Genomic DNA, 11,611 nt, shown 5'->3' with positions numbered 1-11,611 from the left:
CGCGGGGGGCGGGGGGGGGGGGGGGGGGGCGGGGGTGTTCTCCCCACCCCCCTCTCCTCCGGTGCTCCCCGGGGGCGCCTCCACCCCCGTCCGCGGGCGGCCCCCGCCCCACCGGGCCCCTCGCCCGGCCCGCTCGCCCCGCCCCCGCCCCGCGCCCCGCGCCCCCGGTCCGCCCCGCGCCGCCCCGGGACGGTCCGGGGCCTCACGGAAGGAGAACGGACATGGCAGCTCCGGCCATCCCCCGGATCACCCCCTACCCCATGCCCAGCGCCGCCGCCCTGCCGGAGAACACGGCCGACTGGACGGTCGATCCGCGCCGCGCCGTCCTGCTCGTCCACGACATGCAGCACTTCTTCCTCCGGCCCTTCCCCGCCGGGCAGTCCCCGGTGACGGAGCTGGTCGGCCATGTCGCCGCGCTCCGCGAGGCGGCGGTGGCGGCCGGTGTCCCGGTGGCGTACACCGCGCAGCCCGGCGGCATGACCGAGGAACAGCGCGGTCTGCTCAAGGACTTCTGGGGTCCGGGGATGAGCACCGACCCCGAGCACCGGGGCGTGCCCGACCGGCTGGCGCCCGGCCCCGACGACACCGTCCTCGACAAGTGGCGGCCCAGCGCGTTCTTCCGTACGCCCCTGCTGGAGCTGTTGCGCGAGCGCGGACGCGACCAGTTGGTGCTGTGCGGTGTCTACGCCCATGTCGGGATCCTCCAGACCGCCTGCGAGGGGTTCGCGCACGACATCCAGACGTTTCTCGTCGCCGACGCCGTCGCCGACTTCTCCGAGGAGCACCACCAGATGGCCGTCGACTACGCGGCCACCCGCTGCGCGATGGTCGTGCCGACGGCGACCGTACTGGCCGCCCTGGGCGGCCCCCGCCCGGGGGAGCCGAGTTGACCGCGTACGAGGACGGCCCCGGCCTGCTCGACGCGGTGACCGGCCCGACGCCGCCGCCGTCCTTCGCCCTGCTGCACCGGCCGGAGGCGGGCGGCGCCGGCCTGATCGACCTGCTCGTCGGCGAGGTCACGGAGGTCGCCACCACCGCCGATCTGCCGCTCCCTCCCGAGGGCGGGCGCGACCGGCACGAGCTGCTGGCGCTGCTGCCCTTCCGGCAGATCGGGGAGCGGGGGTACGAGCACTACGACGACGGCGAACCGCTCCTCGTCATGGCCGTCACCGGCCAGAGCGCCCTGCCGGTCGACGAGGTGCTGGACCGTCTCCCCGATGTGCCCATCGACGTCCGGGACAGCGGCTTCACCACCGAGGACGAGGAGTACGCGGACACCGTCCGGCAGATCATCGCCAACGAGATCGGCACGGGCGCCGGATCCAACTTCGTCATCAAGCGCGCCTTCACCGCCACGATCGGCGGCTGGTCGGCGCGGACCGCGCTCACCCTCTTCGGCCGGCTCCTGCGGCACACGTCCGGCGCCTACTGGACCTTCCTGATCCATGTGGACGGCCGTACGTTCGTCGGCGCGAGCCCCGAGCGCCATCTCACGCTGGACGAGGGCACCGCGGTGATGAACCCGATCAGCGGCACCTACCGCTACCCGCCGTCCGGGCCCTCCCGCGACGGGGTGCTGGACTTCCTGGCCGACCGCAAGGAGGCCAACGAGCTGTACATGGTGGTGGACGAAGAGCTGAAGATGATGAGCCGGGTGTGCGACGGCGGCGCCCATGTCGTCGGCCCCCGGCTGCGCGAGATGGCCCATCTCGCGCACACCGAGTACTTCATCGAGGGCCGCTTCGACGGCGACGTACGGGACGCGGTCCGCGAGACGCTCTTCGCGCCGACCGTCACCGGCAGCCCGCTGGAGAGCGCCTGCCGCGTCATCGCCAAGTACGAGACGGAGGGCCGGGGTTACTACGCCGGGATGGCCGCCCTGCTGGGCCGCGACCCGCAGGGCGGCCGGCGGCTCGACTCGGCCATCCTCATCAGGACCGCCGACATCGACCGCGCCGGCCGGCTGCGGCTCGGCGTGGGATCGACGCTGGTACGCGACTCCGACCCGCGCGCCGAGGCCGCCGAGACCCGGGCGAAGGCCGCCGGGCTGATCGCCGCCCTGCACGCGGACCCGGTCGCCCCCGCCCCCCTCCCCGCGCCGGGGCCCGCCCCCGGGACGCCGCGGCTGGGCGCCCTGCCGGAGGTCGCCCACGCGCTGGCGGCCAGGAACATGCCGCTGGCCCCGTTCTGGCGGGAGCCGCCGGCCTCCCGGAGCAGGCATCTGCCGCATCTGGCCGGGCGGAAGGCCCTGCTCATCGACGCGGAGGACACCTTCACCGCGATGGGCGCGGCCCTGATGCGGGAGCTGGGTCTTGAGGTGACCGTACGCCGCTTCGACGAGGGCTACCGCCTGGAGGGCAACGACCTGGTCGTCGTCGGTCCGGGGCCGGGGGACCCGCGCGACATCCGGGATCCCAAGGTCGTCCATCTGCGCGAGGTGACCGGCCGGCTGATCGCCCTGGGGACGCCGTTCCTGTCCGTCTGCCTCGGCCACCAGGCGCTGAGCGGGGTGCTCGGACTGGAACTCGTCCGCAAGGAGGTGCCCAACCAGGGGGCGCAGCGGGAGATCGACCTCTTCGGGCAGCGGGAGGCCGTGTACTTCTACAACACCTTCGCCGCCGTCAGCGCCCGGGACTCCTTCCCCGGCCCCCCGGCGCGTCCCGCGCCCGTCGAGGTGTGCCGCGACCCCGCGAGCGGGGAGGTGCACGCGCTGCGCGGCCAGGGGTTCGCGTCGGTGCAGTTCCACCCGGCGTCGGTGATGACCCGCGACGGGTCGGCCGTGCTCGACCGGCTGATCACCAACCTCTTCCTCACCGCCTGACCCCGTCACCCAACGACAAGGAATCACCATGCCCATCGTCGAAGACTTCCTCACGGCCCACGAAGCGGCGCGGCTGAACTCGCTGAACCTGATCGTGAGCGAGAACCGGATGACCGACCGGGCCAGGGCCCCGCTCGGTTCGGACATCTCGCAGCGGTACGCGGCCGACTTCTACTCCGGTACGGAACCGTCGCGCCGGATGACCGAGTACGTGGCGGGCCTGGCGCGCGAGGTGTTCGGCGCCGAGTACGCCAACCTGTCGCCGATATCGGGCAACATGAGCCTGCTGGCCGTCGTCTTCGCCCTCTCCGGGGTCGACGACCACGTCGGGCGGATCCCTCCCTTCTTCCCCGGCGGCGGTTATCCGCTCGACTACGCGGTCTTCAACCGCAGGCCGCTGCCGCTGCCCTTCTCCGACGAGAACTGGCAGGTCGATCTGGCGGCCACCACCGAACTCCTGCTGGAGGTGAAGCCGCCGCTGGTGGTGCTGGGTTCGTCGATCGTGACGTACCCCATGCCGGTCCGCGAGATCAGCGAGGTCGTCCACTCGTACGGGGGCATCGTCGCGTACGACGGGTCCCACAGCCTGGGTCTGATCGCCGGCGGCGAGTACCAGGACCCGCTGCGCGAGGGCGCCGATCTGCTGCTGGGCTCGACGCACAAGACCTTCCCCGGCCCGCAGGGCGGCATCGTCCTCACCAACAGCGAGGAGATCCACCGGCGGGTGGAGGCCCTGTCCAACTTCACGCCGCTCAACGGCCCCACCCTCATCTGCAACCCCCATCTCGCCCGGATCGCCTCGACCGGGATCGTCCTCGAAGAGACCCCGTGGCGGGAGTACGCGCGGCAGGTGGTGGAGAACGCGCGCAGCATCGCCCGGTCGCTGCACGAGGAGGGCGTCGCGCTGCGCGGTGTGAGCGCGGAGAACTTCTCCGAACTCACCTACTGCCACCAGGTGTTGATCGATGTCCCGCTGGACGACGCGAAGCGGCTCCGGGACCACCTCGGGCGCCACCGGATCAATGTGGACGGCTTCCTGCGGCTGGGGGTCTCCGAGATCACCCGGCTGGGCTTCACCGCCGAGGAGAGCGCGGAGCTGGGGCGCCTCATCGCCGTACTGCTGCGCGACGAGGACGATGTCCCCGAGGAGACCGACCGCCGTATCGACGAACTGATCGGATCGCACCAGAAGATCGTGCTCTGACCGCACGGACCCCGGGCCCGACGCCCGGCGAGAGCCAGGCGTCGCGCGCCCGCCAGGGATTACGCGACAGCCCTTAGCCGCGGTGCGGGGCGGGCCCGGGATCCAGCCGGTGGGCGAGGTCGGCCCGTGCCGTGACGCCCAGCTTTCCGTACACGCGGTGGAGATGGTTCTCCACCGTGCGTACGGAGACCACCAGCCGGTCGGCGATCTCCTGGTTGGACAGCAGGGACGCGGCCAGCGCCGCCACCTCGCGCTCCCGGCTGGTGAGGCTGGTGAGCGGCGCCGGGCCCGGTCCGTACAGCGCCGCCCACGGGGGCAGGGTTCCGCCGGTGTCCTCCAGGAGCTCCACGCTCCTGGCGCGGGCCGCCCTGCTCCTGCGGTGGCGTCCGGCCGTGGCGTGGGCGCGGGCGGCCTGCGCGCACAGCTCGGCGGCCAGCGGGACCAGCCCGGTCGCGCCGGCCCGGGAGGCCAGTTCGAGAAGGGCGTCCCCGTCGTCGGCGGCGAGGGCGCGCACCTGCGCGGCCTGGAGCGCGGCCAGCTCCGAGTCGGTGTCACGGGCCAGCGCGGTGACCCGCTCCACGACGGCGCGCGCCTCGCCCAGCCGGGCGGCCAGATGCAGCGCGGCCAGCGCCTGGAACCGGCGGTTCGCCGCGGTCGCCCGACCGGCGAGGTCCAGCGCCTGCTGGGTCGCGCCGGCGAAGTCGCCGACATGGGCGATCACCAGGGCGCGTTCCAGGGCCACCCCGTCCGAGGCGACGGGGTACGGCACCGTACCGGCCTCCTCCGAGCGGACCTCGACCAGGGTGCGCAGCGCCTCGGCGTGCTCCCCCGACTCGGCCAGCGCCCCGGCCAGCTCGGCCAGGCACCAGGCCTTCGTGGTGAGCCAGTCCCAGGTGTTCTCCAGCGCGCCGGCCTGGCGGAGCAGGACCACCGCCTCCGGCAGCCGCCCCGAGGCGCGGTGGAGGCGGGCCCGTACGGTCGCGATCCGCAGGGCGTGGGAGCGGTCGTCGACGGCGTCGTGGTCGGGCAGGCCGTCCAGTACGGCGGCGGCCTCCGCCATGGCCCCGCCCCGCATCGCGGCCCACGCCGTCACCAGGTGCCGGGTCAGCCCGTCCTCGTCGTCCCGGGGTCCGGTTCCCGGGCCGCGGTGGCCGAGGAGGGCGAGCGCGCCCGCCGCGTCGCCCAGTTCGGCGCGGGCGAAGGCCGCGGGCGGCAGTACGGCCGGGGCGCCCGCCCGGCGGGGGTGCCCGGCCGGCAGGTCCCGGACGGCCTCCCCCATGGCGGCGGCCTCCGCGAGCCGGTCGCCCAGCAGGCCGATGACCGTGCGGGTCTCCTGGAGCGGCCCCTGGTCGGCCTCGGGGGTCACCGTGACCGCCGCGTCCAGGACGGCCGCGGCGTCCTCGACGCGCCCCAGCCCCCAGGCCATGTTGACCGCGCGGGCCCGTACCGCGGGAACGAACTCGGCCGACTGCGCGGCGGCGGCCGGGGTGCCGGGCGCGCACACCGCGTCGAAGACGGCCTCGGCCTCCGCGTGGCGCCGCTGGCCCGCGAGGGCGTGGCCGCGCAACTGCGCCAGCGCGGTGGTGTCGCCCCCGGGCGCCCGGAGCGCGAGCAGGCAGAGCCGTTCGGCGCGTACGAACTCCTGGCGTCGCAGGGCGATCCGCGCGGCGGACTGGAGGTGCGCGGGGTCGGGGAGCTGGCCCGCGTCGATCCGCAGGACGACCATGCGCAGCCGGTCGTCGTCGCTCTGCGGTCCCGCGCCGTCGAGGGCGTCGGCGAGCCGGCGCCGTAACCGCAGACCGGTCAGTTCGGGCAGGGCGGCGGCGACCACCGGCGCGTACAGGGGGAAGGCCAGCCGCAGGCGCAGCCGTGATCCGCCGCGCTCGGCGACCACGACGCCCCGCCGGTTGAGGGATTCCGCGGCGCGGGCCAGCCCGGCGACGACGGGCAGTCCGGCGTCGAGCGGTTCGGCGAGGGCGATCATCTCGACCAGTTCGCGTTCGTCCGGCGCGAGCGGGCCGAGGCGCAGCTTCACCAGGTCGGTCAGGCGGCGGCTCGGCGGGAGGTCCGGGCCCGTGCAGTGCCAGACCCCGTCCTCACGGCGGAGTCTGCCCGCGGCCACGGCGGAGTCGACCACCTCGGTCACCAGGAGGGGGTTGCCCAGGGTGAGCCGCCACAGGCCCTCCAGGGTCGCGGCGACGACATGTCCGCCGAGCCGGTGGTGGACGGCCTCGGCCATCGCCGAGCGGTCGAACGCGCCGATCTCCAGCCGCTCCACGGACCGTTCGACCCAGAGTCTGCTGATCCCGTCGGCCGCGTGGGCCCCGGCCTCCGTGGCGGCGACCAGGGTCACGCGGCCGTCCGTGACCAGTCCGCGGAGCCGGGCGGCGGGCGCCGCGGCGAGGAGGTGCGCGTCGTCGAGTCCGAGCACGAACCGCCCGCCGGGGTAGGCGGCGTCGAGGAAGTGCGCGGGGATGCCCAGCGACTCGCCCACGTACCCGTCGGCCCAGTCGGCCAGCAGCGCCGAGGTCTCCTCCTCGCCGCGCCCGGCGCCGCTCAGCCACCGCACCTCGGCGCCGTCCTCCGCCGCCCGGCGCAGCGCGGCCCGCAGGAGCCGGCTCTTGCCGACGCCGGGCCCTCCGTCGAGCAGGACGCCCCGCCCCCTGCCGACCGCGGAGCCGATCCTCCGCAGTTCGGTGTCCCGGCCGACCAGGGACCACTCGGTCACGGTCTCCTCCGCCATCTCTCCGCGCCCGCCCCCACCAGGCCCCGCGGGGCCTCTCGTTCCGGTCCCGAAGGGGACGTCACACCTGCAAGGTCCCCCGGGCGACGACCACGGCGGCCCCGCCCACCTCGACGGATCCGATCTCCTCCGCGGTGCCCCGGACGGTGGCGATCATCGTCGACGGCCGTCCCATCTCGACGCCCTGGAGGATCTCGACCCGCTGCCCGAAGTCGCCCCACCCGTACCGCGCGAGATGGATCGCGAGGGGTCCCGCGGCCGAGCCCGTCGCCGCGTCCTCGGCCACGCCGTACGCGGGCGAGAACATCCGGCTGCGCCAGTGCGCACCGGCCGGGGCGAAGCAGTTGGCCGCCATGTCGGGGAACTTGGCGAGCGCGAGGAGGTCGGGCCGTACCGCCGAGAGCGCCGCGACGTCGGGCAGCCCCACGAAGACGTGCCGGGGCCCGTTGCGGTAGGCGTCCACCGGCAGGGTGGAGGAGTCCAGGCCGAGCGCGGCGAGCAGTTCGCCGGCGTACTCGTACGGTTCCCAGGTGGGGATCGGCTGGCGCATGCGGACGGCGGTGATCCGGCCGTCGGCCCGGTCCAGTTCGAAGGGGATCACGCCCATGGCGGTCTCCAGCATCAGCCGGTCGTCCGTGCGGTGCTCGCCGAGCACGGCGGCCGTGCCCAGCATGGGATGGCCCGCGAAGGGCAGTTCGTTCACCGGGGTGAAGATCCGTATGCGGGCGTCCCCGCCCTTCTCCGCCGGGAGTACGAACGTGACTTCCGAAAGGTTCATCTCCCGGGCGATTTTCTGCATGCGTTCGGCGGGAATATCGAAAGCGTCGAAGAAGACGGCGACCGGATTGCCTTCCAACGGAGTTTCCGTGAAGGCGTCAGCAACTACGTATGGATGCATTTCGGTGAAGCTACCAGCGGGCTTCCGCCGCGCCAAGCAATCCCCACTGCGGCACCGGCCGGTCCTCCGGTGTCCAACTGCCGGTTTCCCACAGTCGTGCAGGCTGCTCGGGGACGCTGTCCTGAGTGGCGGAAGCCTGGCCCGGGATGCCCGTGGACACCGTTCCACCGAGGAAGAAGGGGTCAGTATAGGAAAAGTATAGTCTGCCGCCGCCTGCGTATAGAAGCAAAACGGATGATGGTCCGGATAGGTGAGCCCGACAGCCGCTCAGAAGACTGAAGGGAGAATGTGCATCGATGCCCGCCGCTGACGCCACAAAACTCTTACTCAGGGACTTTTCACACTCTGCGGATCCCGACACACCGGTGACCGAGATGGTGCCGGTGGAACTTTTGCTCCCGGCGGATTCCCCTCGGATCGGCGGCGAGATAAGCAGCCACGTACAGACGCTCACGGAGACGGCGGGAATCCTGCCGCCGATCACCGTCCACCGGTCCACCATGCGGATCATCGACGGTATGCACCGGGTGCGTTCGGCGATCCTCCGCGGTGAGCACACCATACGCGTGAACTTCTTCGACGGCACCGAGCAGGACGCGTTCGTGCTCGGCGTACGGCTCAATGTCGGCCACGGTCTGCCGCTCACCCTGGCGGAGCGCCGGAGCGCCGCCGCGCGCATCGTGGTCTCCCACCCGCAGTGGTCGGACCGTGCGATCGCCTCCGCCACCGGGCTCTCCCCCAAGACCGTCGGCGAGGTGCGCAAGCGCACCGTGGACGCGGCGCACCAGCCGCTCGTGCGGGTCGGCAGGGACGGCCGGGCCCGGCCGCTGAACAGCGAACACGGCCGCCGGCTGGCCGCCGAATACCTGAGCGCCAATCCGGCCGGATCCCTCCGTGAGGTCGCCAAGTTCGCCGGCATCTCCCCGGAGACCGTCCGTGACGTACGGGAGAAACTGAGACGCGGCCAGGACCCCGTTCTCGTACGGCACAAATTCCCCGCCGCCGGGAAATCCGTGCCGAGGGACACGCGCCGGGAGGCCGGGGACGCGAACACCAGGAAGGACCGGAACACCAGGAACGGCCCGCCCGGCACCCTGCATCACCTGCCGCCCAAAGCGGGACGGCAGGCATTGGCCATTCTGCGCAAGGACCCCTCCCTGCGCTTCACCGAGGCAGGCCGGTTCATGCTGCGGCTGCTCGACGCCCAGTCCCTCTATGCCAATCGGCACGAGCAGTTGATCGACACCCTTCCGGAACACGCGCTGACCGCACTGTCCGAGGCCGCTCGTGAATGTGCCGCCACCTGGAGCGAACTGGCGGGACGACTGGAGGAGAGATCCCAGCGCGCCTCCCCCGCCCCCAGGTGAGCGAAGAAATCCGTATCCGTTGACAAGGAGTCACCGTGTCGCGAGTGGTCAACCCGGTTCTGGATCTTCCGTTCGACGCGCAGCCCGACCCCGACGAGTTCATCCGTGCCGCGATGGAATGGCATTTCAGCCCGGACACGGGCTCGCCGTACTGGCTGGAACGCGCGAAAACCCTGGAGTTCGATCCCCGGAACGACATCAAGAGCCATGACGATCTCAAGCTCTTCCCGAACATCGTCAACGAGCTGCGTGAGGTACGGGCCCAGGATCTCGTCCCGCGCGGCTACGGGGACGCCCCCGAGATCGTGGGCGTCTTCGAGAGCGGCGGCACCACCGGCGCGCCGAAGCGCGTCGTCTGCCTGAGCGACTGGCTGGACCGGATGGTCGCCTGGAGCAACGCCAACCTCGACGCTCACGGATTCCCCCGGGGCGCGCACTGGCTCGGGATCACCCCCACCGGACCGCACATCGTCGGCCGGCTGTTCGCCCGCTCGGCGGCCACGCACGGCACCATGGGCCACACCGTCGATCTCGACCCGCGCTGGGTGAAACGGCTCATCGCCGAGGGCAGACCCGAGCAGGCGGACGCCTACGCCGAACACATCATCGACCAGGCCGCGTTCGTGCTGCGGACCCAGGACATCGGCGTCATGGCGATCACGCCCCCGCTGCTGGAGCGGCTGGCGCGCCGGGACGAACTCGTCGATCTGGTCAACCGGAAGGTACGGGCGATCAGATGGGGCGGCACCCAGATGGACGCCGACACCCGCCATCTCTACCGCACCGAGGTCTTCCCCGACGTCACGCTCTACGGCCACTACGGGAGCACCACGATCCTCGGCATCGCCGGCCAGCGGCTCGGGCTGACCGACGACGACCCGTGCGTCTTCGACACGTTCTCCCCGTACGTCACCTTCTCCGTCGTCAACCCGGAGACCAAGCGGGTCGTCCGGTACGGCGAGCGCGGCCAGGTCGTGATGAACCACGTCAGCAAGGCGCTGCTGCTGCCCAACAACCTGGAGCGCGATCTCGCCACCCGCGTCGCCCCGCTGCCCGGCAACATCGGGGACGCGGTCGCCGACATCGCCCCGGTGACGCACTTCGAGGACGAGGCCGTCATCGAGGGGGTCTACTGATGAGCGGTCCGCGTACCGACACGGCCGTCGATCCGGTACGGCTGGACGCGCTGGGCCCCGCCGGCGTCTACCGCTCCCGCAAGCACCAGGACATCAAGGACGTGGCGGGCCGGACCGTCGCCGAACTGGGCCTGGTCCCCACGCTGTTCGTCACCCGGGCCATGAACGCGCTGCACAAGGCGGCGCCCCTCTCCCCGGACGCCCGGATCGCGGCGATCGCCCGGGCCGGCGCCCTCTTCGCGACGGCCACCCTCGGCGGCCTGTCCGTGGCGGAGTACGAGTACCGGGTGAGCCGGGTCTCCGGGCTGCCGATCTCGGTGATCCGGGCCGCCACCCGCACCGCCGCGCACCGGGCGGCGCACGTGTACGACAGCGTGCAGTACGCCCGGCCCGCCGGATCGGTCGGCGGCTGGCGCGATCCGCTCACCCGCACCGGCCGGGCCGTGTGGGCCCGGCGCGGCGACGTCCTCGCCGTCCATGTCTCCGGGGTCCATCCGGGCGCGCACAGTCTGTGGCTGGAAGCGCTCGCGCTGGGCTTCCGGGTCGCCGTACGCCCCACGCGCCGGGAACCCTTCACCGCGCACCGGCTCATCATCGCCCTGCGGGAGGCCGGGTTCGGTCCTGACCAGGTCGTGCTGCTCCCCACCGAGCAGGAAGCCGGCGAGGCCATGCTGCGCGGCGCCGATCTGGCGTACGGGGGCGACGACATCGTCCGCAGGTTCGACGACGACCCCACGATCCTGCGCCAGCAGCCGGGCCGGTCCAAGATCCTGCTGACCGCCGGGACGGACTGGCGCCGCCATCTGGACATGATCGTCGACTCGGTGGGCCACCACGGCGGCACGGGGTGCGTGAACGCCACGGCGGTGCTGGTCGAGGGGGATCCCGCACCCGTGGCCGAGGCCTTGGCGCAGCGGCTCGCCACCCTGCCCAGCCTGCCGCCGGAGGACGAGAAGGCGGTGCTCCCCGTACAGGCGGTCGCCCCCGCCCGCGCGCTGGAGCGGTACGTGCTCTCCAACGCCTCGGGGACCCGGGCCTGGCTGGGGGGCTCCGGCTTCGTGGACGAGCTGGGCGACGGCGGCGCGGTGCTCCGTCCCACCGTCCACCAGGTCGACCGGTCGGACGCGCCGCAGGTCGGTATCGAACTCCCCTACCCGTGCGTGTGGGTGGCGCCCTGGACCCGCGCCGAGGGCATCGCCCCGCTGCTGGACACGCTGGTCCTCACCGCGGTCACCGAGGACGAACAGCTCGTCGACGCCCTGGTGGACGAGCCGACGATCGGCAATCTGTATCTCGGCGGCCACCCGACCCACTGGACGGACATCGGGATGCCCCACGACGGATATCTCTCCGACTTCCTCATGCGGACGAAGACCGTCATCCGGGACTGACGCCGACACGGGCCCGGACAGGGCAAGGGGCGCCCGGCCACATGGTGGCCG

Annotated in this window: 8 protein-coding genes; 6 read left to right on the top strand and 2 right to left on the bottom strand. The window is 72.8% G+C overall.

Annotated elements, in window-relative coordinates:
• Window positions 1–221: 221 nt before the first annotated feature.
• From ACFXPK_RS30740 to ACFXPK_RS30730, 3 genes are read left to right on the top strand one after another with little or no spacing between them, the layout of a single operon-like run.
• The gene (locus tag ACFXPK_RS30740; RefSeq protein WP_385080402.1) at window positions 222–890 is read left to right on the top strand and encodes an isochorismatase family protein; all 669 of its coding nucleotides are present in this window, start codon (window positions 222–224) and stop codon (window positions 888–890) included.
• Window positions 887–2,821 carry an anthranilate synthase family protein gene (locus tag ACFXPK_RS30735; RefSeq protein WP_385080400.1) on the top strand — a complete coding sequence of 645 codons (1,935 nt, stop codon included), beginning with the start codon at window positions 887–889 and terminating at the stop codon, window positions 2,819–2,821. Before ACFXPK_RS30740 ends, ACFXPK_RS30735 begins: the two co-directional genes overlap by 4 nt.
• Window positions 2,822–2,849: 28 nt before the next feature.
• Window positions 2,850–4,025: a hypothetical protein gene (locus ACFXPK_RS30730; protein ID WP_385003686.1), complete on the top strand. Its 1,176-nt coding sequence runs from the start codon at window positions 2,850–2,852 to the stop codon at window positions 4,023–4,025.
• A 73-nt stretch (window positions 4,026–4,098) separates the two neighbouring features.
• Here the strand turns inward: ACFXPK_RS30730 and ACFXPK_RS30725 are convergent, their stop codons facing one another.
• Entirely contained in the window at window positions 4,099–6,768 is a 2,670-nt protein-coding gene (locus ACFXPK_RS30725; protein WP_385080398.1) for a LuxR C-terminal-related transcriptional regulator, read from the bottom strand.
• 61 nt (window positions 6,769–6,829) lie between these two features.
• On the bottom strand, window positions 6,830–7,666 hold the full coding sequence (locus ACFXPK_RS30720) for a PhzF family phenazine biosynthesis protein (RefSeq protein ID WP_385080396.1): 837 nt from the start codon (window positions 7,664–7,666) through the stop codon (window positions 6,830–6,832).
• 383 nt (window positions 7,667–8,049) lie between these two features.
• Between ACFXPK_RS30720 and ACFXPK_RS30715 the strand changes: the two genes are divergently transcribed.
• The 3 genes from ACFXPK_RS30715 to ACFXPK_RS30705 are packed head-to-tail and all read left to right on the top strand — an operon-like array spanning window position 8,050 to window position 11,560.
• Window positions 8,050–9,033 carry a ParB N-terminal domain-containing protein gene (locus tag ACFXPK_RS30715; protein WP_385080394.1) on the top strand — a complete coding sequence of 328 codons (984 nt, stop codon included), beginning with the start codon at window positions 8,050–8,052 and terminating at the stop codon, window positions 9,031–9,033.
• 35 nt (window positions 9,034–9,068) lie between these two features.
• Entirely contained in the window at window positions 9,069–10,169 is a 1,101-nt protein-coding gene (locus ACFXPK_RS30710) for a phenazine antibiotic biosynthesis protein (protein WP_385080392.1), read from the top strand.
• The gene (locus tag ACFXPK_RS30705; RefSeq protein WP_385080391.1) at window positions 10,169–11,560 is read left to right on the top strand and encodes an aldehyde dehydrogenase family protein; all 1,392 of its coding nucleotides are present in this window, start codon (window positions 10,169–10,171) and stop codon (window positions 11,558–11,560) included. The genes ACFXPK_RS30710 and ACFXPK_RS30705 overlap by 1 nt, the downstream gene beginning before the upstream one ends.
• Window positions 11,561–11,611 lie beyond the last annotated feature (51 nt).

Source organism: Streptomyces sp. NPDC059142 (assembly GCF_042755665.1).
Taxonomy (GTDB): Bacteria; Actinomycetota; Actinomycetes; order Streptomycetales; family Streptomycetaceae; genus Streptomyces.
Note: the sequence above shows the minus strand (reverse complement) of the source record. Positions and strands in the feature narration are given on the sequence as shown.

Excerpts from the sequence above, each read along its gene's own strand:
- ACFXPK_RS30740 (WP_385080402.1), top strand. The coding sequence starts at position 222 with ATGGCAGCTCCGGCCATCCCCCGGATCACCCCCTACCCCATGCCCAGC.
- ACFXPK_RS30730 (WP_385003686.1), top strand. The coding sequence starts at position 2,850 with ATGCCCATCGTCGAAGACTTCCTCACGGCCCACGAAGCGGCGCGGCTG.
- ACFXPK_RS30725 (WP_385080398.1), bottom strand. The coding sequence starts at position 6,768 with ATGGCGGAGGAGACCGTGACCGAGTGGTCCCTGGTCGGCCGGGACACC.
- ACFXPK_RS30720 (WP_385080396.1), bottom strand. The coding sequence starts at position 7,666 with ATGCATCCATACGTAGTTGCTGACGCCTTCACGGAAACTCCGTTGGAA.
- ACFXPK_RS30705 (WP_385080391.1), top strand. The coding sequence starts at position 10,169 with ATGAGCGGTCCGCGTACCGACACGGCCGTCGATCCGGTACGGCTGGAC.